Annotated in this window: 18 protein-coding genes and 1 riboswitch; of the genes, 12 read left to right on the forward strand and 6 right to left on the reverse strand. The window is 69.3% G+C overall.

Annotation, left to right across the window (positions count from 1 at the left end; genetic code table 11):
• Positions 1-169: 169 nt before the first annotated feature.
• Together C693_RS0119075 and C693_RS0119080 are read right to left on the reverse strand one after the other, a co-directional pair.
• On the reverse strand, positions 170-3,406 hold the full coding sequence (locus C693_RS0119075; RefSeq protein ID WP_017463886.1) for an efflux RND transporter permease subunit: 3,237 nt from the start codon (positions 3,404-3,406) through the stop codon (positions 170-172).
• A gap of 114 nt (positions 3,407-3,520) precedes the next feature.
• Positions 3,521-4,777, reverse strand: a complete 1,257-nt coding sequence (locus C693_RS0119080) for an efflux RND transporter periplasmic adaptor subunit (RefSeq protein WP_017463887.1) — start codon at positions 4,775-4,777, stop codon at positions 3,521-3,523.
• 376 nt (positions 4,778-5,153) lie between these two features.
• On the opposite strand from C693_RS0119080, the gene C693_RS0119085 reads away from it, so the two are divergent.
• On the forward strand, positions 5,154-5,675 hold the full coding sequence (locus tag C693_RS0119085; RefSeq protein ID WP_026107562.1) for a c-type cytochrome: 522 nt from the start codon (positions 5,154-5,156) through the stop codon (positions 5,673-5,675).
• 52 nt (positions 5,676-5,727) lie between these two features.
• Here the strand turns inward: C693_RS0119085 and C693_RS0119090 are convergent, their stop codons facing one another.
• Positions 5,728-6,327 carry an ACP phosphodiesterase gene (locus C693_RS0119090; RefSeq protein ID WP_017463889.1) on the reverse strand — a complete coding sequence of 200 codons (600 nt, stop codon included), beginning with the start codon at positions 6,325-6,327 and terminating at the stop codon, positions 5,728-5,730.
• Between the two features lie 61 nt (positions 6,328-6,388).
• Between C693_RS0119090 and C693_RS0119095 the strand changes: the two genes are divergently transcribed.
• Positions 6,389-7,075, forward strand: coding sequence for an alpha/beta hydrolase (locus C693_RS0119095; RefSeq protein WP_017463890.1), 687 nt, complete (start codon positions 6,389-6,391; stop codon positions 7,073-7,075).
• 12 nt (positions 7,076-7,087) lie between these two features.
• Positions 7,088-8,203, forward strand: coding sequence for a cell division protein ZapE (gene zapE / locus C693_RS0119100; RefSeq protein WP_017463891.1), 1,116 nt, complete (start codon positions 7,088-7,090; stop codon positions 8,201-8,203).
• Between the two features lie 52 nt (positions 8,204-8,255).
• Here zapE and C693_RS22235 read toward each other — a convergent pair whose 3' ends face one another.
• Entirely contained in the window at positions 8,256-8,882 is a 627-nt protein-coding gene (locus C693_RS22235; RefSeq protein ID WP_017463892.1) for an OmpW/AlkL family protein, read from the reverse strand.
• A 153-nt stretch (positions 8,883-9,035) separates the two neighbouring features.
• Between C693_RS22235 and C693_RS22240 the strand changes: the two genes are divergently transcribed.
• The gene (locus C693_RS22240; protein ID WP_241762710.1) at positions 9,036-10,844 is read left to right on the forward strand and encodes a sensor domain-containing phosphodiesterase; all 1,809 of its coding nucleotides are present in this window, start codon (positions 9,036-9,038) and stop codon (positions 10,842-10,844) included.
• 117 nt (positions 10,845-10,961) lie between these two features.
• On the forward strand, positions 10,962-11,831 hold the full coding sequence (locus C693_RS0119115) for a pirin family protein (protein ID WP_017463894.1): 870 nt from the start codon (positions 10,962-10,964) through the stop codon (positions 11,829-11,831).
• Between the two features lie 16 nt (positions 11,832-11,847).
• Here the strand turns inward: C693_RS0119115 and C693_RS0119120 are convergent, their stop codons facing one another.
• Entirely contained in the window at positions 11,848-13,524 is a 1,677-nt protein-coding gene (locus C693_RS0119120) for an AMP-binding protein (RefSeq protein ID WP_017463895.1), read from the reverse strand.
• Between the two features lie 86 nt (positions 13,525-13,610).
• On the opposite strand from C693_RS0119120, the gene C693_RS0119125 reads away from it, so the two are divergent.
• Positions 13,611-13,994, forward strand: a complete 384-nt coding sequence (locus C693_RS0119125; RefSeq protein WP_026107563.1) for a hypothetical protein — start codon at positions 13,611-13,613, stop codon at positions 13,992-13,994.
• A 1-nt stretch (position 13,995) separates the two neighbouring features.
• On the opposite strand, the gene C693_RS0119130 is transcribed toward C693_RS0119125, so the two are convergent.
• Positions 13,996-15,906 (reverse strand): sigma-54-dependent Fis family transcriptional regulator, encoded by a 1,911-nt coding sequence (locus C693_RS0119130; protein ID WP_017463897.1) that lies wholly within the window; start codon positions 15,904-15,906, stop codon positions 13,996-13,998.
• A 249-nt stretch (positions 15,907-16,155) separates the two neighbouring features.
• Between C693_RS0119130 and adh the strand changes: the two genes are divergently transcribed.
• The 6 genes from adh (at position 16,156) to C693_RS0119160 (ending at position 24,774) form a co-directional block, all read left to right on the forward strand.
• Positions 16,156-17,676: an aldehyde dehydrogenase gene (gene adh / locus C693_RS0119135; protein ID WP_017463898.1), complete on the forward strand. Its 1,521-nt coding sequence runs from the start codon at positions 16,156-16,158 to the stop codon at positions 17,674-17,676.
• A 256-nt stretch (positions 17,677-17,932) separates the two neighbouring features.
• Complete coding sequence (locus tag C693_RS0119140; protein ID WP_017463899.1) at positions 17,933-19,135, forward strand: porin; 1,203 nt, start codon at positions 17,933-17,935, stop codon at positions 19,133-19,135.
• A gap of 30 nt (positions 19,136-19,165) precedes the next feature.
• On the forward strand, positions 19,166-20,866 hold the full coding sequence (locus C693_RS0119145) for a methanol/ethanol family PQQ-dependent dehydrogenase (protein ID WP_017463900.1): 1,701 nt from the start codon (positions 19,166-19,168) through the stop codon (positions 20,864-20,866).
• A gap of 15 nt (positions 20,867-20,881) precedes the next feature.
• Positions 20,882-22,111 carry a c-type cytochrome gene (locus C693_RS0119150; protein ID WP_017463901.1) on the forward strand — a complete coding sequence of 410 codons (1,230 nt, stop codon included), beginning with the start codon at positions 20,882-20,884 and terminating at the stop codon, positions 22,109-22,111.
• A gap of 116 nt (positions 22,112-22,227) precedes the next feature.
• Positions 22,228-24,360 (forward strand): TonB-dependent receptor family protein, encoded by a 2,133-nt coding sequence (locus C693_RS0119155; protein ID WP_430536816.1) that lies wholly within the window; start codon positions 22,228-22,230, stop codon positions 24,358-24,360.
• Positions 24,361-24,387: 27 nt separating this feature from the next.
• Positions 24,388-24,774 (forward strand): DUF779 domain-containing protein, encoded by a 387-nt coding sequence (locus C693_RS0119160; RefSeq protein ID WP_017463903.1) that lies wholly within the window; start codon positions 24,388-24,390, stop codon positions 24,772-24,774.
• A 107-nt stretch (positions 24,775-24,881) separates the two neighbouring features.
• Positions 24,882-25,096: riboswitch (cobalamin riboswitch) on the forward strand.
• The last annotated feature ends 53 nt before the right edge of the window (positions 25,097-25,149 follow it).

Here is a 25,149-nt window from a genome sequence, read left to right on the forward strand (position 1 = left end):
GAAGCAAGGCACGCAGCGCGTGGACGGATCATCGCACCCCTAACGCATCAGGGCGAGATCGGTTGATACGCAACCGAACGCCCGATGGAGCCGGTGCCCGCCCACCGATTCCGGAAACGCAAGCGGCGCGCCCGGCAAGGGGCGCGCCGTGGATGGGCCAGCGGACACCTCAGGCGGTGCCGTGGCGGGCCTGGGCCAGTTCGCGCTGTTCGCGGCGATGCTTCAGCCAGTCGGAGAAGCGCTCCATGTACAGGTAGATCACCGGGGTGGTGTACAGCGTCACCAGCTGCGACAGCAGCAGACCGCCGACGATCGAGACGCCCAGCGGCTGGCGCAGCTCCGAACCGATGCCGGTACCCAGCGCCAGCGGCAGCGCGCCGAGCATCGCCGCCGCCGTGGTCATCATGATCGGGCGGAAGCGCAGCAGGCAGGCGCGGCGGATCGCGTCGTGCGGTGACAATCCCTCGCGCTGCGCCTCGATCGCGAAGTCGATCATCATGATCGCGTTCTTCTTGACGATGCCGATCAGCAGCACGATGCCGACGATGCCGTCCACCGACAGGCTGAAGCCGCACAGGATCAACGCCAGCAGCGCACCCACGCCAGCGGGCGGCAACGTGGAGATGATCGTGATCGGGTGGATGTAGCTCTCGTACAGCACGCCCAGCACGATGTAGATCACGATCACCGAGGCAAGCAGCAGCAGCACCTCGTCACCCAGCGAGGAGGAGAACTCCGCCGCCTTGCCGACGAACTCGCCACGCACCTGCGGTGGCAGGTTCTGCTGCTTGACCGCCTGGTTGATCGCATCGACCGCCTGCGACAAGGAGTAGCCGGGCGCCAGGTTGAAAGAGATGGTCACCGCCGGCAGCTGCTGCTGGTGACTCACCACCAGGGGCGCATTGGTGTACTCGGCAGTCGCCAGCGAGGAGATCGGAATGCTGCCGCCGGCGCCGACCTGGAAGCCGACGTTGCCGGTGTTGCCGATGCCCGACGGCGTGGCCGAGTTGCTCGAGGTGAGCTGGCCGAAGCTGGTGGCGTTGGAACCGGTCAGCGCACCGTTGCCGTTGCCGCGCACGGTGAGCTTGTTGAGCAGGTCGGTGGTGTTGCGGAACTGTGGCGCCACCTCCAGCACCACGCGGTACTGGTTGAGCTGGGTGAAGATGGTCGAGATCTGGCGCTGGCCGAACGCGTCGTAAAGCGTGTCGTCGATGGTCTGCACCGGCACGCCGAGGCGGCTGGCCTTGTCGCGGTCGATGGTCAGCTTCAACGCATTGCCGGAGTCGGCCAGGTTGTTGTCCACGTCGGCCAGCGCAGGCAGCTGGCGCAGCGCCTGGGTCAGCTTCTCGGCGTAGCCGGACAGCTCCGAGGCATTCACGTCGGACAGCGAGTACTGGTACTCGGTGGCCGAGACGCGGCTGTCCAGCGTGACGTCCTGCACCGGCTTGAGGTAGAGCGCCACGCCCGGGATATTGGCCACGGCGGCCTGCAGGCTGGGCAACACCTTGTCCAGGCCGCCGCGCTCGGAGCGATCCTTCAGCACGATCGACAGCTGGCCCTGGTTGAGCGTGGGGTTGATCGAGCCGGCGCCGATGAAGGCCGCCACGCCGGTCACGGCCGGGTTCTTGCGCAGCGCGTCGGCCACCGCCTTGGTGCGCGCCTCCATCTGCGGGAACGCGATGTTCTCGTCGGCCTGCACCACACCGGTGATCAGGCCGGTGTCCTGCTCGGGCAGCAGGCCCTTGGGGATGGCGATGTACAGGAACACGGTGAGCACCACGGCAGCACCCGCCACCAGCATGGTCAGCCGGCGATGGTCGAGTACCCAGTCCAGCGTGCTGGCATAGAGATCCACCGTGCGCGTCCACAGGTCGCGCTTGCCGCCGGCGGCATGGCGCTCGTGGCTGTCGTCGCCCGGCGGCAGCTGGTCGGGCTTGAGCAGGTAGGCGCACATCATCGGCGTCAGCGTCAGTGACACCAGCATCGAGATCGTCACCGCGATGGTCAGCACCCAGGCGAACTCGTGGAACAGCCGGCCGGTGACGCCGGGCATCAGCAGCAGCGGCAGGAACACGGCCACCAGCGACACGGTCAGCGACAGCACGGTGAAGCCGATCTCCTTCGCGCCGATCTCGGCCGCCTCCCTGCCGCTCTTGCCCTGCTCGATGTAGCGCACGATGTTCTCGATCATCACGATCGCATCGTCCACCACGAAGCCGGTGGCCACGGTGAGCGCCATCAACGAGAGGTTGTCCAGCGACATGCCGGCGAACGACATCACGCCGAACGTGCCCATCAGCGACAGCGGCACCGCCACCGAGGGGATGATCGTCGCCCACAGCCGGCGCAGGAACACGAAGATCACCGCCACCACCAGGAAGATGGTCAGGATCAGGGTGAACTGCACGTCGTGCACCGAGGCGCGGATGGTGATGGTGCGGTCGGCGAACACGTCCAGGTGCACGTCGGCCGGCAGCACCGCCTTGAGCGAGGGCAGCGTCGCGCGGATCTGCTCCACCGTCTTGACGATGTTCGCGCCGGGCTGGCGGCGGATGTCCAGCAGCACCGCCGGCTTGCCGTTGGCCCAGGCGGCGAGCTGGTCGTTCTCCACGCCGTCGACCACCTTGGCCACGTCGGACAGACGCACCGGCGCGCCGTTCCTGTAGCTGATGATGGTGTTCTTGTACTGCTGCGCGTCGACCAGCTGGTCGTTGGTGCCGATCGAGTAGCTCTGCGTCTTGCCGTTGAGCGTGCCCTTGGGTGCGTTGACGTTGGCCTGGCTGAGCGCGCTGCGCACGTCCTCCATGGTCAGGCCGAGGTTGGACAGCTGTGCCGGATTCACCTGCACGCGCACCGCCGGGCGCACGTTGCCGGCGATCGACACCAGGCCCACGCCCTGCACCTGCGACAGCTTCTGGGCAATGATCGAATCGGCCAGGTCGTTCACCTCGCGCAGCTGGCGGCTGTCGGAGGTGAGCATCAGGGTGAGGATCGGCGCGTCGGCCGGGTTCACGCGGTTGTACACCGGCGGATACGGCAGGTTGTTCGGCAGCGTGCCCTTGGAGGTGCTGATCGCCGCCTGCACGTCCTGCGCCGCGATGTCGATGTCGCGGTCCATGTTGAACTGCAGCACGATCGTCGACAGGCCGGCGGACGAGTCGGAACTCATCATCGCCAGCCCGGAGATCTGCCCGAACTGCCGCTCCAGCGGCGTGGTGACCAGCGCCGCCATGGTGGCCGCGCTGGCGCCGGGATACTGCGTGGTGACGACCAGGCTGGGCGCGTCGATTTCAGGCAGTGCCGACACCGGCAGCTGGCGGTAGCCGAGCACGCCCAGCAGCAGCACCGCCACCATCAGCAGCGAGGTGGCGATCGGGCGTCGGATGAAGAGCGATGAGAATCCCATGGTGTCCTGGTCTGCCGTCAGTGGCGGGGCCCCGGCCCCGCCCTCGGTGGATGCAAAGGTGCCTGGCACCCTCGCGCCGCAGCCGGCTCCGCCGGCCACGGCAATCGATCAAGGTCAGCCGCGGCGACCGCGGCGGCCGCCGTCCTTCGCGCCCTGCGCCGCCTTCTTCAGCTCGGCCTCGGTCGGCGCCGCGGGCACCTCGCCCGGCTTGAGCGCCTTGACCTTGCTGCCGGGCTTGAGGCGGAACTGGCCCTCGGTCACCACCTGCTCGGCGGCCTTCAGCCCCTGGGTGACCATCACATGGGTATCGCCCACTTCCTGGCCGGTGGTCACCGGCTGCATCTTCACCGTGCTGTCCGGCTGCAGCAGGTACACGTAGTCGCCGTCCGGCCCGCGCTGCACCGCCTGCGACGGGATCACCAGACCACCCTGCACCGTGTTCACCTTCAGCCGCACGTTGACGAACTGGCCCGGGAACAGGGCGTTCTCGTCGTTGGGGAACTCGGCCTTCAGGTTGAAGGTGCCGGTGCTGGTGTCGATCTGGTTGTTGATCACCTTCAGCACGCCCTTGCCGGCAATGACCTTGCTGCCGGCGCTGTCCAGCGCCGCCACCTCCAGCGGCTCGCCGCGGGCCTGCGAGCTGCGCACCAGCTCCACGTTCTGCTCCGGCAGCGGGAAGATCACGTTGATCGGATGCACCTCGGTCAGGGTGACGATGCTCGAGCTGGTGGTGACGATGTTGCCCGGATCCACGCCGCGGATGCCGGCCAGGCCGGTGATCGGCGCGATCACCTTGGTGTAGCCCAGCTGCACCTTGGCGTCGTTGATGCTGGCTTCGTCGGCGGCCACCGCGGCCTCGTACTGGCTGACGGTGTTGCGCAGCGTGTCCATATCCTGCTTGGAGATGTAGCCCTGCTTGACCAGATCCTGGCTGCGCGCGAGGTTGCTGCGCGCGGTGGACAGCTGCGCGGCATCCTGGCCCTTGCGTGCAACGGCCTGGTCATAGGCGGCCTGCAGCGAGCGCGGATCGATCTCGGCCAGCACCTCGCCCTTGTGCACTTCCTGGCCCTCGGTGAAGTTCAGCCTCATCAGCAGGCCACCGACCTGCGGGCTGACGGTCACCGTGTTGAGCGCCTGCACCGTGCCCAGCGCGGTGAGGTAGACCGGCACGTTCTGCACGGCGACCGGCTCGACCGTCACCGGCACCGGCTCGTCCTTGCCCTTGCCCTCGCCCGGTGCACCCGACTGGCCGGACGACGCGCCGGCTTGGCTGCGCCCCGCGGCGCCAGGCTTGTGCATGAGGCGAAGACCGACCGCGCCCACCACGAGCACGGCGACGACGATCAGCGCGATCTTCCAAAAACGCGACATGTGAAACTCCCGGGTTCGGACGGCGAGGCTGGGGGCCCTGCGCGCAAGGAGCGCGCCCTGCCTTGGGTTGTGGCTGGGAAAAGGATAGGTGCACTGCAACGAGACCGGACACTGCCGGTTGACATGGTCGAGGTATGACCGATGGCAGGGTGGAGGGTTCGCGGGGTGAGTGCCACGCCGCGCCGCAGCAGGCGCAAGATACCGCGCGCCGCCAGCCGCCGCCACGTGGACGCGCTGAAAGTTGGCCGGGGCTTCGTCTATACTCCCGCGGTTGCCACCGAACCGGGTCCGACGGGGACCCGCGGTGTCGCGCCGGGGGATTCATGGTGGCCCCGCGGCTCCTCCCATCGACTGGAGTACGTTCGTGAGCGGTTCCCTGAGCAAATCCGATCAGAGCTTCATGCGCCAGTTCTCCTGGCTGATCGCAGGCCTGGCTGTGCTGACCGTGTTGCTGATCACCCTGGGCTGGACGATCTACAACCACGAACCGAAGGAAACCAACCCGGTCGCCGCCAAGCAGCTCGCCGCGCGCATCGCGCCGGTCGGCGCGGTCTACTCGGGCAATACCGGCCGCGCGGCGATCGCCGCCGCCGCGGAAGCCGCCGCCAAGGCGGCAGCCGCGCAGGTGGCCTACGGTGGCACCACCGATGGCAAGACCATCTACGAGAACCTCTGCCACAGCTGCCACACCGCCGGCGTCGCCGGTGCACCCAAGCTGGGCGACAAGGCCGCCTGGGCGCCGCGACTGGCCCAGGGCATGGCCACGCTGATCAAGCATGCGACCGAGGGCTACCACGGCCCGGACGGCAACTTCATGCCGCCCAAGGGCGGCAACCCGGCCCTGACCGACGCGCAGGTGAAGGCCGCGGTGACCTGGATCACCGATCAGGCCAAGTAGGCCGCCCCCTTCCGGGATCGAAAGAACGCCGCCCCGACCGGGCGGCGTTTTTTTATGGAGCTTCGCCGCCCCGCCGCCCCGTCCAGTCCCGCGAGAAGTCCAGCAGGTCGGGGAAGAACGCCTCGAAATGGCCGGCCAGCACCAGGGCATTCGCCTGAAGCACGGGCAGGGCGTCGGCGAGCGGATTGTCACGGCGCAGGCGCTGGCCGATCCCCGCCAGTGCCCGCCCGACCACCTCCGGCCGCGCGTAGGTGGCCGGCAGGTCATTCACCTGCATGTAGGCGAGAAAGCGCGCCAGGCCGGGCGGCAGGCTCGCCCGGTGATCGACCAGCAACTGGCGCAGACCGCCGGAGAACGCATCCAGCGGTGTCGACGACCATCGGTCGAAATCGCGCGCCAGCAGATGGTCGAACCACACGTCGAGCAGGATCCCCGCATAGCGCCGGAACGGCGGCTCCAGCCGCGCCTTGGCGGCCAGCACCTGCGGGTGCGCATCGGTATAGGCATCGATCGCCCGATGCAGGCGGATGCCGGCCGCGACCCCGGCCGGCCAGCCCGCCTCCGGTGCGCCGCGCACGAAGTCGCCGAGCATGCCGCCCAGGCGCAGCGCCTCGTCGTTACCGGCCAGCAGGGCGTGGGCAAGATGGTTCATCGCCTGACCCAGATGCGGCCGCCGCGGACGGGGGACAAGCCGCGCGGTTATCATGGTACGGATGAACATCGCCGCCCTGCCCCACGATCCGGCCCGATTTCCCGACGAGGCCGCCAGCTTCATGCTCACCGGCCCGGCCGGCGAGCTGGAAACCATCACCGACCTTGCCGAGCGCCCGGGTGCCCGCCGCGGCGTCGCCGTGATCTGCCACCCCAACCCGGTGCAGGGCGGCACCATGCACAACAAGGTGGTGACCATGGTCGAGCGCGCGCTGCGCGAATCCGGCCTGGACACGGTGCGCTTCAATTTCCGCGGCACCGGCGCCTCGGAAGGCCAGTACGACGAAGGCAACGGCGAAGGCGACGACCTGGCTGCGGTGGTCGACTGGGTGCGCCGCGTGCGCCCCGGTGAAGACCTGTGGCTGGCCGGCTTCTCGTTCGGCAGCTACGTCACCATCCGCAACGCGGTCCGGTTGGGTGCGCACGCCCTGATCAGCATCGCACCGCCGGCCGGGCGCTGGCCGTTCGACGGCTTCGAGATCCCGCGCTGCCCGTGGCTGGTGGTGATGGGCGAGGAAGACGAGGTGGTCGAGCCGCAGGCGGTGTTCGACTGGATCGATAGCCTCGAGGTGAAGCCGGAGCTGGTACGCATGCCGGAAACCGGGCACTTCTTCCACCGCCGCCTGATGGACCTGCGCGGCGCGGTGAAGGCCGCCGCGCGCCGCTGGCTGCCGCCCGAACGCCACTGAGTCCGACCGCCGATGAGTGACACCATCGCCGGCGCGCCCAGCGCGCGCTACCACGAGGGCGTGATCGCGCACCGCTGGGAAAGCGACCCGGCGCAGCTCGCCGTGCTGCCCGAGTTCGACCGCATGCACGCCGCGCTCAGCGCGGCGCCGGAGAGCCCGGGCCTGTTCGGGCGGCTGAAGACCCTGCTCGGCAACGAGCCGGCCGCCCCGGTCCCGGGCCTGTACCTGTGGGGCAGCGTGGGGCGCGGCAAGACTTTCCTGATGGACCTGTTCGTGGCCAGCCTGCCGGCCGGCACCGCGCTGCGGCGGCACTTCCACCGCTTCATGGGCGAGGTGCACGCGGAGCTGCGCACGCTGGGCGAGCGGGCCGACCCGCTGGTCGAGGTCGCCGCGCGCATCGCCAGACGCTGCCGGGTGCTTTGCCTGGACGAATTCCTGGTCAGCGACATCGGCGACGCGATGATCCTGGCCAACCTGCTGGACGCGCTGTTCGCCCGCGGCGTCAGCCTGGTCACCACCTCCAACACGGTGCCGGCGAAGCTGTATCGCGACGGCCTGCAGCGTGCGCGATTCCTGCCGGCGATCGCCCTGCTGGAGAAGCACTGCCACGTGGTCGAGATGGTGTCGCCGCACGACTGGCGATTGCGCGCCCTGACCCAGGCGCCGGTGTACCTGACCCCACCGGGACCTGAAGCCGAACGTGCGCTGGCACGCATCTTCGCCAGCCAGGCGCAGGAAGACGCCGGGGAGGACACCCCGATCATGCTCAACGGCCGCGAGATCCCGGTGCGCCGCCGCGCCGAGGGCGTGCTGTGGTTCGCCTTCGACGCGCTGTGCGACGGGCCGCGCGCGGTGGCCGACTACATCGCGCTGGCGAAGTCCTCGGCCACGATCCTGGTCTCCAACGTGCCGCAGTTCACCATCTACAGCGAGGACGCGGCCAAGCGCTTCGTGCAGCTGGTGGACGAGTTCTACGACCGCCGCGTGAAACTGGTGCTCTCGGCCGCCGCGCCGATCACCGAGCTGTACGACGGCGAGCGCCTGCGCGCCGAGTTCGGCCGCACCGAGTCGCGGCTGATCGAGATGCAGAGCGAGGAATACCTCGCCGCCCCGCACCGCCCCGAATAAAAAAACGGCCGCCATGCCGGCGGCCGCGGGAGGAAACGCCCGTGCGGCGGACTCAGAAGCGGTAGCCCACGCTCACGCCGTAGATCCAGGGATTCACCTTCACCTCGCCGATGCCGGCGCCGTTGAGCTCGACCTTGCTCTTCCAGTCGAAGTAGCGCGCGTCGGCCCGCACGAACACGTTGTCGGTGGCGTACCAGTCCACGCCGAACTGGCCGACGAAGCCGTCCGCGCCCTTCACGTTGAGCGAGGTGCCGGCGATCGGGCCGGTGGTGCGCTCACCGCTGACGTTGACGAAGCCGTAGCCCGCGCCGATGAAGGGACGCACGGGGCTGTCCGGCAGGAAGTGGTACTGCGCGGTGAGCAGGTAGGGCATGTGCTTGATGCTGGCCGACTTCGCCCCGTCGAGGCTCACGTCGTGCTTGAACTTGGTCAGCGGCAGCCAGGCTTCGGCGCTCCAGTTGGCGTCGAAGTTGTAGCCCACGGTCAGGGTCGGCTCGGAGTCGCTGTTGATGTCGCTGCGGAAGACCCCGGCCAGGGTGCCGTTGCCGCTCTTCGGGTTGACGTAGTGATAGCCGATCGCACCGTAGAAGCCGGCGCCCGGGGCCTGCTGCGCCTGGGCCACACCGGTGGCGGCCATCAGCAGGACACCGGTGAGGATTGCGGGAGAAGCGACTTTCATGGGGACTCTCCATGGAATGGGTGGGAAAGGACCGCCGGATCTCCTTGTGATCCGGCCGCCTGCTTACGGACCACCCCGCCCAAAGGACTGAACCTGCGCTAAATTCACCTCATACGGGGCCGCGGGCGAGCAGGCGAGGGTGGACGAGTGAGCGTGCACGATTCGGGATCCATGGGGCCGGCGGCGAGCGCGTTCGACGTTCCGTCGGACGCAATCAGCGGGGCGTTCGGCGACGGCTTCGCGGTGCCCGGTTTCGACGCGGTGGCCCGCCTGGCCGCGCACTCGCTGCATGTGCCGCTGGTGTCGCTGGTGCTTTCCACGGGCAGCGCATTCTGGTTCAGCGCCGACGCACACCGGCCCGATTCCCCGCATGCGCTGCATCCGCGTTACCTGGAAGCCACCCGGCAGGGCCAGACCCAGGTGGTCCCCGATACCGAGGCCGACACGCGCTTCGGCGGGGCACCATTGCTCACCGACATCGGCCCGACGCGCATGCGCTTCTTCGCCAGCGAGCCGGTATACACGCTCAGCGGCCAGCACGTGGGCGCACTGTGCGTCATGGATTACTCGCCGCGCGACGGGCTCAACGAAAGCGAGTGCGCGGACCTCCGCGACGCGGCCCGTCTCGCCGGCACCGGGCTGGTACTGGGCAGTTACGTCGGCCGCACCGATCCGGTGACCCAACTGCCGCACCGCAACGCCTTCTTCGAGGATCTGCGGGCACGCCAGCGTGGCGGCGCGCACCAGACCTGGCTGATTGCGGTCGACGTGGCACCGGTCAGTCGCTTCAGCGCCTTCATCCGCGCCATGGGCCATGCCTACGCCGACGAACTGATGCGCGACGTGGCGGCTCGCGTGCAGGTGTGGATGCCCGAGCACACCCATCTCTACCAGGTGGGCACCAGCCGTTTCGCCGCGATCCTCCCCGGTTCGCCGGACGGCATCGATGCCGCGTGGCTGGACGAGCTGGTGCATCGCTTGCGCCAGCCGTTCGACTGCCTCGGCATTCCGCTGTGCGTCCAGCCGGGCGTGGGCCTGCTCAGCCTGGACATCCATCAGCTCGATGGCGGCGATCCGCTGCGACTGGTGATGAGCGCCTCGCATGCCGCGCAGGAGAGCGTGCGCGGCTGGGCGATCTACGAACCGAGCGACGACGAGCGCCACCGGCAGGAATTCTTCCTCGTCACCGAACTGGCCGCCGCGCTCAACGAGCGGGCGGAGCTTGACCTGCACTACCAGCCGCGGGTCGACCTGGCCAGCGGTCGCTGCGTCGCCGTGGAGGCGCTGGCGCGCTGGCAGCATCCCACCCAGGGGGCGATCCCGCCGGGACGCTTCATCGAGCTGGCCGAACAGGCAGGCCTGATGCGCAGCCTCACCGAATGGGTACTCGATCACGGCGTGGCCCAGCTCGGCCTGTGGCAGCGCGCCGGGCTGGACCTGAAGCTGTCGATCAACGTCTCCAGCAGCGACCTGGGCACCGAACTGATCGACCGTCTGCGCGAGGCCGCCGGCCGCCACGCGGTCGCGCTGGAGGCGCTGGAGCTGGAGGTCACCGAGGGCACCCTGCTGGAACATTCGGACACCACCCGCGAGATCCTCGCGGCGATCCGCGCACTGGGCGTGGGTATCGCCATCGACGACTTCGGCACCGGCTACAGCAACCTCACCTCGCTGCGCGAGATGCCGGCGACCAGCCTGAAGATCGACCAGTCGTTCGTCCGTGGGATGGAAGCGAGCCCGCACGACGGGGCGATCGTGCGCTCGATGACCGAGCTGGCGCGCGAGCTGGGCTTCCGTGTCGTGGTCGAGGGGGTGGAGACGGCCAGCATTTTCGAATCCGTGCAGGGCATGGCCTGCGACGAAGTGCAGGGTTACCACCTGGCCCGGCCGATGCCCGCGGCGGAGCTGCCGGGCTGGCTGGCGCGCCACGACATCGCCCGCTTTCGCCGCCCGGCCGGGTGAATCGGCGCCCAACCGGCAGCGAGACGCTTTGCCCAGCGTGACCGGTGCCACAGCCCGAAAGCCGCCATCCCGTCAAAGTGCGGCATGCCCGCACTCCCCCTACGCTCCCGCCCCCCCATGTCAGACACTCCGCCCCCGCGCGACCAGGTGTTCTCGCGCCCGCTGCGCCCACGGGTGCACCCGGCCGGCGCGGACGGGCGGCTGCGGCAGTTCCGCCACGATGCCTTCGATCGCGACATGTCGCCGCTGCTGGTGGTCGATCACGTGCAGTCGGCCGGTCCGGACAGCCAGCCGGTACCGCACGCGGGCCTGTCGGTGGCGACACTGCTGTTCGAGCACGCGCAGGGCGCGATCGACACCGAGGACAGCACCGGAGCGCGGCAGACGATCCGTCCGGGCGACCTGCACTGGACTTTTGCCGGCCGCGGACTGGTCCGCCGCGCCTGGGCCGGCAACGACACGCTCTCGCTGGATGCGCTGCAGCTGCTGGTCAATTCGCCCGCGGCGCTCAAGCAGCAGGCTCCGGCCAGCTTCCATCTGGCCGCGGCCGAGGTGCCGCAACTGGTCCTGCCCGGCGCCCGCATGCGCCTGCTCGCCGGTCGCTTCGGCGAACAGGTGTCGCCGCTGGTGCTACCGCAGCCGATGCTGATCCTGGACGGCCGCATGGATGCCGGGGCGAGCTTCCCGCTGGAGCTGCCGGCGGGCTGGAACGCCTGGTGCTACGCCGTCTCGGGCGAGCTGGCGGTCGCCGCCGACGGTGCCGCCACGCGTGCCCTTCCGGCCACCACCGCGGTGATCGCGACGGCCACCAGCGGCGACGTGTGCCTGCGCATCCGCGGCGTCGGCACGCGTTCGCACCTGGTGGTCGTGGCCGGCATGGCGATCCACGAGCCGGTGGTGCAGCACGGGCCGTTCGTGATGAACACGCGCCAGGACGTGATGCGCGTGGTACGCGACTACGAGGCCGGGCGGCTGGGACGCCTCTGATCCGGAAGCGCCGCGGTCACCCCCGGCGCGCGGCCAGTTCTGCGGCCATCGCCTCGCGCATCAGGTATTTCTGCACCTTGCCGGTGACGGTCATCGGGAACGCGTCGACGAAGCGCACGTAGTGCGGCACCTTGAAGTAGGCCAGGTGGTGGCGACAGTAGTCCTGGATCTCCGCCTCGGTGGCCTGCACGCCCTCGCGCAGCTTCACCCAGGCGCAGGCCTGCTCGCCGAACTTCGCGTCGGGCACGCCGAACACCTGCACGTCCTGCACCTTGGGGTGGGTGTAGAGGAATTCCTCGATCTCGCGCGGATAGATGTTCTCGCCGCCGCGGATGATCATGTCCTTGAGCCGTCCGACGATGCGGCAGTAGCCGTCGTCGTCGAGCGTGGCCAGGTCGCCGGTGTGCATCCAGCCGTCGGCGTCGATCGCCTCGCGGGTATGCGCCTCGTCGTTCCAGTAGCCGAGCATCACCGAGTAGCCGCGCGTGCACAGCTCGCCCGGTTCGCCGCGAGGCACGGTATGACCGGCCTCGTCGACCAGCTTCACCTCCAGATGCGGGTGGACGCGGCCGACGCTGTCCACGCGGCGCTCCAGCGGATCGTCCGGCACGGTCTGGAAGCTGACCGGGCTGGTCTCGGTCATGCCGTAGGCGATGGTCACTTCGGCCATGTGCATGCGCCCGACCACCTGCCGCATCACCTCCACCGGGCACGGCGAGCCGGCCATGATGCCGGTGCGCAGGCTCGACAGGTCGAACTCGGCAAAGCGCGGATGCGCCAGCTCGGCGATGAACATCGTCGGCACGCCGTGCAGGCCGGTGCAGCGCTCCTCGGCCACCGTCTCCAGCGTGGACAGCGCATCGAAGCCTTCACCCGGGATCACCATGCAGGCGCCGTGGGTGACGCAGGCGAGGTTGCCCAGCACCATGCCGAAGCAGTGGTAGAACGGCACCGGGATGCACAACCGGTCCCGCTCGGTCAGACGCATTGCCTCGCCGACGAACCAGCCGTTGTTGACGATGTTGCGATGGGTCAGCGTGGCGCCCTTCGGCGCGCCGGTGGTGCCGGAGGTGAACTGGATGTTCACCGCGTCGTCCGCCGACAGCGTGGCCTGCATGGCTCGCAGGCGGGCCATCGCCGCCTCGTCCGCCGCCAGGTCGGTCCAGCGACGCGCGCCGGGCACGGGCTCGTCGTCGAGCACGATCACCTCGCGCAAGCCCGGCAGCCGCTCCGCTTGCAGCTGGCCGGCCGGTGCGTCGCCCAGTTCGGGCGCCAGCTCGATCAGCACGTCGAGGTAGTGCGAACTCCTGAACCGGCGCGGCAGCACCAGTGCGCGGCAGTCGACGTGGTTGAGCGCGTAGGCCAGCTCGTGCGCGCGGTAGGCCGGATTGATGTTCACCAGCACCAGCCCGGCCATCGGCACGGCGAACTGCAGGATCACCCACTCGGCGCGATTCGGCGCCCAGATCCCGATGCGTTCCCCCGGTGCCAGGCCGAGCCCGAGCAGGGCCGCAGCAACCCGCTCCACTTCGGCATGCAGGCCACGGTAGTCCAGCCGGATCTGCTGGCCTCGCACCACCAGCGCCGGGCGATCCGGCCACCGCCTGGCGATGCGCCCCAGCAGACCACCGACGGTGTCCTGCAGCAGAGGCTGGTCGGCGGGGCCGGCGACGTGACTGGGCGAGACTTGCATGCTGGGTTCCATCGAGTGGCGTGGCGCTGCACCGGAAGCGACGGCGGTGCTACCGTCTGGCGGCCGAGTCGACCCACGGACCGATCATGCCAAACCTGCTTGCCCTCGCGTTGCTGATGGCCCCCGCGGCCGCCTCCGGCGCCGACTTCCACGACCGCATCGTCCAGGGTCGGCTGGCCGAGGCGGCCGCGACCGGCGCGCCCTACCAGAAGGCGCTGTGGGCGAAGATCGGCGACCCGATGACCGATGCGCTGAAGGGCTGTATCGCGCACAACCGCAACGTGGACAAATCGCCGTTCACCCTGGTCGCCGACATCCGTGCCGATGGCCATCCGCTGCGGGTCGAGGTGCAGCCGGCCACCGTACTGGCCACCTGCCTGGCCGGGCAGTTCGCGGGCTGGACGCTGCCGACGCCGCCGAAGGACCCGAAGCCCTACCCGATCGAGATCGACGTCAGCATCACCCGCTGACTCACTCGCCGCGCTGGCGCGCTTCCAGCCGGCGGTACAGCGTGCTGCGGCTGATGCCGAGCTTGCGCGCCGCCGCCGCCATGTTGCCGCGGCAGGCGGCGAGTACCTGGTCGATCGCCTGCGCCTCCAGGTCGTGCAGGTTGCCGGCGACCGGGCCTGCGGCGAGCGCCGGCGGGCCCGAGGCGTCGGATGCCGGGCGCCGCCAGCCGTCCGGCAGATCGTCCATCGTCAGCGTCGCGCCCACCGTGCCGAGCGCCATCAGACTGCGCAGCACGCCGACCAGCTCGCGCACATTGCCCGGCCAGCGCCGGGCCGCCAGTTCGCGCACCAGTTCCGGCGCCAGCCGCATCGGTACCTGCTCGGCACCCAACGCCGTCCACAGTCGGCGCACGGTCTCGCCCACATCCGGGTGCTCGCGCAGCGGCGGCAGGTGCAGCACCGACTGCGCCACGCGGAAATACAGGTCGGCGCGGAACTCGCCGCGGTCGACCGACTGCTGCAGCTGGCGATGGGTGGCGGCGATCACCCGCACGTCGATGGCATGCGCGCGGCCGCCGCCGAGCGGCGTCACCTCGCGCTCCTGCAGCACGCGCAGCAGCCGGCTCTGCAGCGACAGCGGCATGTCGCCCAGCTCGTCCAGGAACAGCACGCCACCGTGCGCCTCGCGCAGCAGGCCGGGCGCGCCCTCGCGGCGGGCGCCGGTGAACGCGCCCGGCAGGTGGCCGAACAGTTCCGATTCGATCAGTGCCTCGGGCAGGGAGGCGCAGTTCACCGCCACGAAGGGGGCGCCCGAGCGCGCGCTGCGGCGATGCAGCTCGCGCGCCACCACTTCCTTGCCGGTGCCGGTCTCGCCCTGCAGCAGCACGGTGATGTCGGCATCGAGCAGGCGCACCTGGCGCTCGATCGCGGCATCCAGCTGTGCATCGAATACCGTCGCCGGCGCGCGCAGCGGGCGGATCGCCTGCTTCGGCGGCGAGGGTTCGCGGGGAGAGCGCACGGTGCCCGGCACGACGATGCGCGAACGCTGCGGATCGCGCCGTGCGTGCACCATGTCGCCGGTCTGGCAGCGCATGCTGGCGACGCTGCCGGGCACCGGCAGGGCCGAGGCGAACAGCTCGTCGTAACGGCGCTTGCCCAGCTCGCTCCAGTCCAGCCCGAGCAGGCGCAGCGCATGGCGGTTGGCCGCGGCCAACCGATGCCCCTCGAACACCAGCATGCCCTCGCGGGCGGTGCCGATCAGCGCGGGATCGGGCTGGATACGCACGATGTCGGCGCCATCGAACGCGCACTCGAACAGGCGGTGCTCGATCTGCTCCACCGCCAGCTGCACCATGCCCAGCGCGTGCAGGTGATGCACCGAGGCGTGGCCGGACAAGTCGAGCACGCCGACCACCCGGCCCTGCGGATCGAAGATCGGCGAGGCCGAGCAGCTCAGCACACGATGCGGCGCGTAGTAGTGCTCGGCACCGCGCACCTCGACCGAACGCCGCTCGACCAGCGCGGTGCCGATCGCGTTGGTGCCGGTGGACTGCTCGCTCCACGGCACGCCCGGTCGCAACGACACGCGCGCGGCCTTGTCGAGGAAATCCGGGTCGCCCAGCGCATCCAGGATGAAGCCGTCCGGCGCGGTCAGCACCACGATCGAGCCGGCCTGGTTGGCGCTGGCATACAGCGCCTCCAGTTCCGGACGGCACAACCGGCGCAGCGCCTCGTGGCGCTCCTGCATCTCGCCCAGCGCGCGGCGCTCGACCGGCATCAGGCTCGGCCTGGCACTGGCCACCAGGCCCTGCTCCAGGCAGCGGCGCCAGGAGGCGAGGATGGTGTCGGAGACCAGCCCGCGCGGTGCGGCGCCATCGTCGAAGAAGCGGCGGCGGGCGGTATCGATCGATTCGGACATCACGTTGTGTCGCATGGAACACTCCGGTGTGTCGCAATCTGCGACACCTGTTGCAAGGTGTGTTCCGATACAAAGCACACGCTCCTGCGGAGCGCAACGCGACCTTCGTGAACGGCGCTGCTGCGATGCAGCGACCAGGAAATTTTCGCGAGTGCGCACGCCTTCCAGGCGTTTGGCACGGCGCAACATCGATGACATGCGGCAGGTGGCTGGCACGGCTTTCGCTCTGCTTCATCCACCATCCACCCACCGCGGAGCCGCGCCATGACCAAGCTCGAACAGCAACACCTCGCCGTGCAGGTCCCCTTCAAGCAGCGCTACGACAACTTCATCGGCGGCCAGTGGGTCGCGCCCAAGGCCGGGCGCTACTTCGAGAACATCACCCCGATCACCGGCAAGCCGTTCTGCGAGATCGCCCGCTCCGACGCCTCGGACATCGAGGCCGCGCTCGATGCCGCGCACGCCGCCAAGACCGCCTGGGGCCGCACCCCGGTGGCCGAGCGCGCGCTGATCCTCAACCGCATCGCCGACCGCATGGAGCAGAACCTCGCCCTGCTCGCCCACGCCGAGACCTGGGACAACGGCAAGCCGATCCGCGAGACGATGGCCGCCGATCTGCCGCTGGCGATCGACCACTTCCGCTATTTCGCCGGCTGCATCCGCGCGCAGGAAGGCAGCATCGGCGAGATCGACCACGACACCGTGGCCTACCACTTCCACGAGCCGCTGGGCGTGGTCGGCCAGATCATCCCGTGGAACTTCCCGCTGCTGATGGCCGCGTGGAAACTCGCCCCGGCGCTGGCCGCGGGCAACTGCGTGGTGCTCAAGCCGGCCGAGCAGACCCCGGCCAGCATCCTGGTGTGGGCCGAGCTGGTCGGTGACCTGCTGCCGGCCGGCGTGCTCAACATCGTCAACGGCTTCGGCCTGGAAGCGGGCAAGCCGCTGGCCTCCAACCCGCGCATCGCCAAGATCGCCTTCACCGGCGAAACCACCACCGGCCGGCTGATCATGCAGTACGCCAGCCAGAACCTGATCCCGGTGACGCTGGAGCTGGGCGGCAAGTCGCCGAACATCTTCTTCGACGACGTGGCGCGCGAGGACGACGACTTCTTCGACAAGGCGCTGGAAGGCTTCACCATGTTCGCCCTCAACCAGGGCGAGGTGTGCACCTGCCCGAGCCGCGCGCTGGTGCAGGAGTCGATCTTCGACCGCTTCATGGAACGCGCGGTCAAGCGCGTCGAGGCGATCAAGCTGGGCAACCCGCTCGACCCGTCGACGATGGTTGGCGCGCAGGCCTCCGGCGAGCAGATGGAGAAGATCCTGTCCTACATCGACATCGGTCGGCAGGAGGGCGCCAAGGTGCTCACCGGCGGCGCGCGCGCCGAGCACGGCGGCGAGCTGAAGGAGGGCTACTACGTGCAGCCGACCGTGTTCCACGGCCACAACAAGATGCGCGTGTTCCAGGAGGAGATCTTCGGCCCGGTGGTCTCGGTCACCACCTTCAAGACCGAGGCCGAAGCGCTGGAGATCGCCAACGACACGCTGTACGGCCTCGGTGCCGGCGTGTGGAGCCGCGACGCCAACCGCTGCTACCGCTTCGGCCGCGAGATCCAGGCCGGCCGCGTGTGGACCAACTGCTACCACGCCTACCCCGCGCACGCGGCGTTCGGCGGCTACAAGCAGTCCGGCATCGGTCGCGAGACGCACCGGATGATGCTCGACCACTACCAGCAGACCAAGAACATGCTGGTCAGCTACTCGCCGAAGAAGCTCGGCTTCTTCTGACGCAGCACCGGGGACGGCCGTAGCGGCCGTCCCCGGCCGCCTTGTCGGTCCGGTGGTCGCTGGGGAGCGGCCGCCATCTGAGGGGACTGCACCAAAGGGTTTTCGCCACGCCACGCCCGCTTCACGCGGGCGTGCCCGGAGCGTGCGCCCTGTCCCTGGCCGATGCGGCGGCAAGCACGGAGCGCGGCATCCGCCGTCTCCGCATCACGGCGTGCGGCCACGACCGCCCCGCCGACCAACCGAGGGGAGAGGGGCAATGAAGGCACGTTCACCGCAACACGATGCCCGACAGCGTCGATCCGGTCCTCGTCGCGGGCGGCTCGCCGCCTGGCTGGCGCTGGGCCTGGCAGCAGTACCGGCCGCGGCTGGCGCAACCGAGTTCAAGGGCGACAGCTGGACTGTCGACATCAGCGGCTACGTCAACGCGTACTACACCACCGTGAGCTGTTCGGGCGATGCGGTGGGCGGCACGGCGCTGGCCGGTCGCGCGCTGGGCTGCGGCGGCCAGCCGAACCGCACCACGATCGGCAACGGCCTGTTGCCGAACGCACTGGTGACCAAGTTCACCACGCAGCAGGAAGGCATCGACGTCGGCGCGCAGATCGGCATCATGGCGCACACCGCCACCGGTGACGCGCTGTCGGCGAACAGCGGCGTGGACGTCCGCCAGGCGTTCTTCACCCTGGGCACGCCGGACTTCGGCACGGTCAAGCTCGGCCGCGACTACGGCGTGTTCGGATCCAACGCGATCCTCTCGGACATGACCCTGGTGGGTGCCGGCGCACCGACCCAGGCCACCCAGCGCGGCCGCGTCACGCTCGGTCACATCGGCGCCGGCTACACCTACCTGGGCAGCTACGGCCAGATCGTCTACACCTCGCCGACCGCCAGCGGCTTCACCTTCACCGGCGGCGTGTTCAGCCCGGTCGACAACACCGGCAACTACGACTCGCGCTCGGCGCCGCAGGTGCAGCTGCAGCTCGGCTACGCCACCGGCGGCTTCAAGGCGTGGATCGGTGGCAAGACGCAGCGCTTCTATGCCAAGGACGGTACCGGCGCGATGCCGGCGCAGTTCACCATGACGGCCACGGAGATCGGCGCCTCCTATGCCATCGACGGCTTCAGCCTGCTCGGCAACATCCAGGCCGGCCGTGGCATCGGCATCCTCACCGACGGCGACCAGGGCAACGCCAAGGGCGTGAACTACCTGGTGCAAGCCACCTACGCGCTCACCGACAAGCTCAAGCTCGGCCTCAGCGACGGCCTCAGCCGCAACCGCGACGACCTCGCCAGCAACGCCGACTTCAAGTCCAACAGCAACGTCACCGCCGGCGCGTACTACGCGCTGACCAAGAGCGTGACGCTGGCTTTCGAACTCGGCCAGACCCGATCGAAGGATTTCGCCGGCCACACCGCCCGCCTCAATGGCGGCTCGGTCGGCGGCATCGTCTTTTTCTGACCCGCACCATCCGCCACGAGGACCCACGACATGAAGCGAATCGCATCTCTTCGCCGCACCGCCCTGATCGCCGCCCTGCTGGCCACGAGCGCGGGCGCCATCGCCGCCGAGCACTACGCCCCCGTCACCGATGCACGGCTCAAGGCCGCGGCCAGCGACAACGGCTGGCTGATGTACCGGCGCGACTACACCAGTTCGGGCTACGCCCCGTTTACCCAGATCGACACCGCCAACGTCGCCAAGCTCAAGCCCGTCTGGGACTACAAGACCGGCTACGACCAGGGCCATGAAGCCCCGCCGGTGGTCAATGGCGACTTCATGTTCATCACCACGCCCAAGGACGAGCTGTTGGCGTTCCAGGCGAGCACCGGCAAGCTGTTGTGGAAGTACCAGCACGACCTGTCCCACGTCGGCCTGCGCACCGTGTGCTGCGACGTGGTGAACCGCGGCGTGGCGCTTTACGGCGACGACGTCTACATGGCCACGCTGGACAACTACGTGGTCGCGCTGGACGGCCGCACCGGCAAGACCGTGTGGAAACACCAGCTCGCCCCGGCCGACAAGGGCACGGCGATGACGCTGGCGCCGCTGGTGGTCAAGGGCAAGGTGATCGTCGGCCTGTCCGGCGGCGAGTACGGCGCACGCGGTTCGGTCAATGCGCTGGATGCGAAGACCGGCAAGCTGCTGTGGACGCGCCACACCATTCCGGCACCGGACGAGCCGGGCGGCGACACCTGGCCGAAGGGCGCCTACAAGACCGGCGGCGGCGGCGCCTGGCTGACCGGCACCTACGACGCCGACACCGACACGCTGTTCTGGGGCGTCGGCAATCCCGGCCCGTGGCTGGCGACCCTGCGTCCGGGCGACAACCTGTACACCGATTCGGTGATCGCGATGGACCCGGCCACCGGCAAGATCAAGTGGCACTACCAGTACACGCCGAACGACACCTGGGACTACGACGGCACCAACGAGACGGTGCTCACCGACATCGACTACCAGGGCAAGCAGCACAAGGCGCTGGTCACCGCCAGCCGCAACGGCTGGTTCTATGCGATCGACCGTACCGACGGCAAGCTGATCTACGCCAGGAAGTTCGCCACCGCGACCTCGGTCAGCGGCTTCAAGGACGGCAAGCCGGTGACCGACCCGGCCATGCGCCCGACCATCGACAAGCAGGTGTTCACCTGCCCGAGCTTCCTCGGCGGCAAGAACTGGTGGCCGATCTCGGTCGATCCGCAGACCCACCTCGCCTACGTGCCGACCATGCACACCTGCATGACCATCAAGGGCGCCACGGTGGCGTACAAGGCCGGCCTGCCGTTCCTCGGCGAGACCTTCAAGGTGGTCGCCGACCCGGCGCACAAGGGCCAGTGGGGCTCGGTGCAGGCGATCGACGTGAACACCGGCGACCAGGTGTGGAGCTACCCGTCCGCGCTGCCGTGGAACAGCGGCATGCTCAGCACCGCCGGCGGCCTGGTGTTCTCCGGCAGCGCCGACGGCCACCTGGTGGCGTTCGACGCCAAGAGCGGCAAGGTGCTGTGGAAGAGCCCGGAGATGACCTCCGGCGTGATCGGCGTGCCCAGCACCTGGGTGGTCGACGGCAAGCAGTACGTCGGCGTCTACGCCGGCTGGGGCGGCGCCACGCCGATCTGGGGTGGCGACATGGCGAAGGATCCGGCGGTGATGAACATCCCGGTCGGTGGCCACCTGTACGTGTTCTCGCTGTAACCGGAGCGCCTGACGATGAAACTGACCCGCCATTCCCGCCCGCGTGCGTGGCTGGTCGCGATCGCCGCCGTACTTCTGTACGGCGGCACCGCGGCCGCCGCCGACCTGTCGGTCTGCATCGACCGTTCCAGTCCCACCGCCGCCATGGACACCCGCCTCGCGCAGGCGGTGGCGCAGCATGAGCACGCCATGCTGCAGATCCACCGCTTCGACGGCAGCGGCGACGACGACGGCTTCGACCTCGATCACTTCAACACGCTGGCCGGCCACAGCTGCGACCTCGTGCTCGGCTTTCCGATCGACGCCGACGCGCATGGCGCACCGCCCGGCCTGAAGGCCAGCACGCCGTACGGCCACACCGGCTTCGTGCTGGTGACCCCGCGAGGCAGCCATGTCGCCTCGCTGGACCAGCTCGCCGCCGGCAGCAACGTGGCGGTGACCTACCAGACCACGCCGAACCTGTACTTCATCGACCATCGTCAGCTGATCGCCGACGTGCAGCTCAGCGACGAGGATTCGCTGCGCGCGCTGGCGCGGCACCAGGTGCCCGCGGCGATGCTGTGGGAGCCGACGGTGCGCCGCTATCTCGCCGGCGCGGGTGCGCACAGCGGGCTGCAGATCCATCCGCTGCACGAGCCGCACGCCAACTTCAACCTGGTGGCGCTGTACGACGCCCGGCACCAGGCCGCGGCCGCAGCGTTCGAGCAGGCGATCATCGCGATCCAGGCGTCCGGACATCTCACGGGCCTGCTGGCGCCGTACGCCCGCACGGGCACGATCGGGCCGTCGCGCCCCACGGCCGGCAGCGCCAGGGTGGGACGAGGCGACCGCCATATCGCGCACCGTTGCAGCGGCGCCGCGCCCAGGCGCATGGGCGGCCGCAAACCGCACCATGACGACGATGCGCTGCCCGCGCTGTACACCGCGGACCAGGCGGATCTGGGCCAGGCCAAGTTCAGGGAGAACTGCGCGGTGTGCCACGGCCCGCATCTGGAGGGTCGCGCCGGCCCCGCATTGAAGGGCGCCAACTTCGCTTCGGAAGAGGCGCAGTTCCACGTGAGTGACATCTTCACCATCCTCGTGCACAACATGCCGGCGACCGAGCCGGGCAGCCTGCCGCACGAGGACTACGTGGACATCATGGCGTTCCTGCTGCAGCAGAACGGCTACCCCGCCGGCCAGCAGCAGCTCACCTACGACGAGGCGCTGAGCTCGAAGGTGAAGCTGCTCTATCACGGCGAATGACTGGCCGGGGGCGGGCCGGAGGTGCATGCTCCCCCGGCCCGCCCTTTTCCGCACGAGACGAGGAGATGGATGTGACGCATGGATCGATGGGCCGTCCGACCGGGACCGTCGGCTCGCTGTACCGGCTCGCCATGGCACCGCTGGCCGTCGCACTCACGCTCGCGCTGATCGCACCGGCCGCCGCCCAGACCGCTCCGAGCAGTGACGCCACGTCGCTGCCGGCGATCGAAGTCAACGCCAGCCGCCTCGACATACCGCCGTTCGACGTACCGGCTGCGTTGAGCGTGATCCATGTCGATCCGGGCAACGCCGGGCTGCCCGGGGTGAATTTCTCCGAGACCCTCGCCGGCGTCCCCGGCATCCTCGCCCGCGACCGGCAGAACTACGCGCAGGACGAGCAGATCTCGATCCGCGGCTTCGGCTCGCGCACCACCTTCGGCGTGCGCAGCATCCGCGTCTACATGGACGGGATACCGGCCACGCTGCCCGACGGCCAGGGCCAGGTGTCGGCGTTCAACCTCGACTCGGCCGACCGCATCGAGGTGCTGCGCGGACCGTTCTCGGTGCTCTACGGCAACGCCGCCGGTGGCGTGATCCAGCTCTACACCGCCGACGGCGCGCCGACCCCGCAGACCACGCTGGGCGTGTATGGCGGCAGCTACGACAGCTTCCGCTTTATGGCCGATACCCGCGGCACGGCGGGCCCGGTGGACTACAACATCGCTGCATCGGAATTCCTCTCCGGCGGCTACCGCGCGCACAGCCGCGTGCGCCGCGAATCGGACAACGCGAAGTTCGGCATCGATCTGGGCCAGCAGCGCAAGCTCACCGTGGTGCTCAACCGCATCAACCAGCCCGACACCCAGGACCCGCTCGGCCTGACCCGCGCACAGATGGAACAGGACCCGCGCCAGGCCACTGCGGTGGCCGCGCAGTACAACACCCGCAAGAGCGCCGAGCAGAACCAGGTCGGCCTGATCTACGACCAGACCCTCAGCGCCAGCGACCAGTGGCGCGCGATGGCCTACTACGGCTACCGCAGCATCATCCAGTACCTGTCGATCCCCACCTTCGTGCAGAAGAACCCGCTGCAGTCCGGCGGGGTGATCTCGCCGGCCACCAACTACGGTGGCGCCGACCTGCGCTGGACCCATCGCGGCCAGCTCGGCGGCGGCGCGTACGAAGCCGTGCTCGGCGCCAGCGGCGACTACCAGATCCAGCGCCGCACCGGCTACGAGAACTTCGTCGGCAGCACGCTGGGTGTGAAGGGCGCGCTGCGCCGCAACGAGCACGACAACGTCAACAACGTGGCCGAGTACGCGCAGTTCTACTGGCACTTCGTGCCGCAGTGGGCGCTGCTGCTGGGCCTGCGCCACGACACCGTGCGCTTCACCGAGCACGACTTCTACATCACCCCGAGCAATCCGGACGACAGCGGCCACGTCAGCTACAGCGCCACCACCCCGGTGGTCGGTCTGCAGTACCGCGCCAGCGACAAGCTGCGCGTGTACGCCAGCTACGGCCGCGGCTTCGAGACGCCCAGCTACAACGAGCTGGGCTACCGCACGGACGGCCAGGCCGGGCTCGCCTTCGACCTCAGGCCCGCGCGCAGCAACAACTACGAACTGGGTGCGAAGTGGCAGGCGACGCGCACGCTCGAGTTCGACGCCGCCCTGTTCCGCGCCGACACCCGCAACGAGCTGGCCGTGGCGAGCAATACCAACGGCCGCGCCACCTATCGCAACGCCGGTCGCACCCGCCGCGAGGGCGTGGAGCTGTCCGCCACCGGCGAGCTGGCACCGGGCTGGCGGCTGAGCGCCGGCGTCACCCACCTGCGCGCACGCTTCGAAGACGGCTACCTCGCCTGCACCGGCTCGCCGTGCACCGTGCCGACCACGCCGGTCGCCGCCGGTTCGCGTATCCCGGGCGTGCCGCAGGATTACGGCTCGCTGCGGCTGGAACACGGCAACGGCACCGGCTGGCGTGAGGGCGTCACGCTCTCCGGCGTCGGCTCGGTCATGGTGAACGAGTTCAACACCGACCGCGCGGCCGGCTACGCGCTGGTCGACCTCGATGCGGGCTACACCTTCGCGCTCGGCGAGACGACCCGGCTCGACCTGTCGGTGCGTATCGGCAACCTGGCCGACCGCCGCTACGTCGGCTCGGTGATCGTCAACGACGGCAACGGCCGCTACTTCGAACCCGGCCCCGACCGCAGCGTCATGCTGGGCGCGCGGCTGACCTTCTGAGGCCGCGCTGCCGAGGAGAGAACCATCATGTCCACGCCCCCTACGGAGATCGCCAAGGTGCTCGCCACGCCCGCCGCCGAGGCGCTGATCGGGAAGCTGCGCGAGCGGCACGGGCCGCTGCTGTTCCACCAGTCCGGCGGTTGCTGCGACGGCTCCTCGCCGATGTGCTATCCGCAGGACGACTTCATCGTCGGCGACCGCGACGTGCGCCTCGGCGAGATCGCCGGTGCGCCGTTCTACATCAGTCCCTCGCAGTACGAGTACTGGAAGCACACCCAGCTGATCATCGACGTGGTCGAGGGCCGCGGTGGCATGTTCTCGCTGGAGAACGGTGAAGGCGTGCGTTTCCTGACCCGCTCGCGGCTGTTCACCGACGGGGAGATCGAAGCGCTGAAGGCGACCGGGCGATTCTGAGCCACCGGCTTTTCGCGAATGCGCCGCAGCCCGCGCAGGCGCTGGATCCGCCGGGCTTTTCCACAGGATTGTCCACAACATCTGGGGTTGACCACCCCGGATCAGCCCACTATGTTGCGCTCGTTGGTGCCCGTCCAGACGCGGCTGTCGGTCGGGCTTAAAAGGGAATCCGGTGCGAATCCGGAACTGCCCCGCAGCGGTAAGCGGAAACGAAACTCCTCACATGCACTGGGCCGCAGCGCCTGGGAAGCGAGGGGAACTAGGTGGGCCTGCAAGGTCCGTGTCCGCGAGTCCGAAGACCTGCCAGCACGTCGGGCCCCACGGGCCGGCGGTCGCGTCCGGTGAGACGCGATGCGCCGATGCTCTCGCGACCCG

The sequence above is a fragment of the Dyella ginsengisoli LA-4 genome (assembly GCF_000334915.1).
Lineage (GTDB): Bacteria > Pseudomonadota > Gammaproteobacteria > Xanthomonadales > Rhodanobacteraceae > Dyella_A > Dyella_A ginsengisoli_A.

Excerpts from the sequence above, each read along its gene's own strand:
- C693_RS0119140 (WP_017463899.1), top strand. The coding sequence starts at position 17,933 with ATGAAGGCACGTTCACCGCAACACGATGCCCGACAGCGTCGATCCGGT.
- adh (WP_017463898.1), top strand. The coding sequence starts at position 16,156 with ATGACCAAGCTCGAACAGCAACACCTCGCCGTGCAGGTCCCCTTCAAG.
- C693_RS0119120 (WP_017463895.1), bottom strand. The coding sequence starts at position 13,524 with ATGCAAGTCTCGCCCAGTCACGTCGCCGGCCCCGCCGACCAGCCTCTG.
- C693_RS0119150 (WP_017463901.1), top strand. The coding sequence starts at position 20,882 with ATGAAACTGACCCGCCATTCCCGCCCGCGTGCGTGGCTGGTCGCGATC.
- zapE (WP_017463891.1), top strand. The coding sequence starts at position 7,088 with ATGAGTGACACCATCGCCGGCGCGCCCAGCGCGCGCTACCACGAGGGC.
- C693_RS0119095 (WP_017463890.1), top strand. The coding sequence starts at position 6,389 with ATGAACATCGCCGCCCTGCCCCACGATCCGGCCCGATTTCCCGACGAG.
- C693_RS0119075 (WP_017463886.1), bottom strand. The coding sequence starts at position 3,406 with ATGGGATTCTCATCGCTCTTCATCCGACGCCCGATCGCCACCTCGCTG.
- C693_RS0119090 (WP_017463889.1), bottom strand. The coding sequence starts at position 6,327 with ATGAACCATCTTGCCCACGCCCTGCTGGCCGGTAACGACGAGGCGCTG.
- C693_RS22235 (WP_017463892.1), bottom strand. The coding sequence starts at position 8,882 with ATGAAAGTCGCTTCTCCCGCAATCCTCACCGGTGTCCTGCTGATGGCC.
- C693_RS0119080 (WP_017463887.1), bottom strand. The coding sequence starts at position 4,777 with ATGTCGCGTTTTTGGAAGATCGCGCTGATCGTCGTCGCCGTGCTCGTG.
- C693_RS0119160 (WP_017463903.1), top strand. The coding sequence starts at position 24,388 with ATGTCCACGCCCCCTACGGAGATCGCCAAGGTGCTCGCCACGCCCGCC.
- C693_RS0119130 (WP_017463897.1), bottom strand. The coding sequence starts at position 15,906 with ATGCGACACAACGTGATGTCCGAATCGATCGATACCGCCCGCCGCCGC.
- C693_RS0119125 (WP_026107563.1), top strand. The coding sequence starts at position 13,611 with ATGCCAAACCTGCTTGCCCTCGCGTTGCTGATGGCCCCCGCGGCCGCC.
- C693_RS0119115 (WP_017463894.1), top strand. The coding sequence starts at position 10,962 with ATGTCAGACACTCCGCCCCCGCGCGACCAGGTGTTCTCGCGCCCGCTG.
- C693_RS0119145 (WP_017463900.1), top strand. The coding sequence starts at position 19,166 with ATGAAGCGAATCGCATCTCTTCGCCGCACCGCCCTGATCGCCGCCCTG.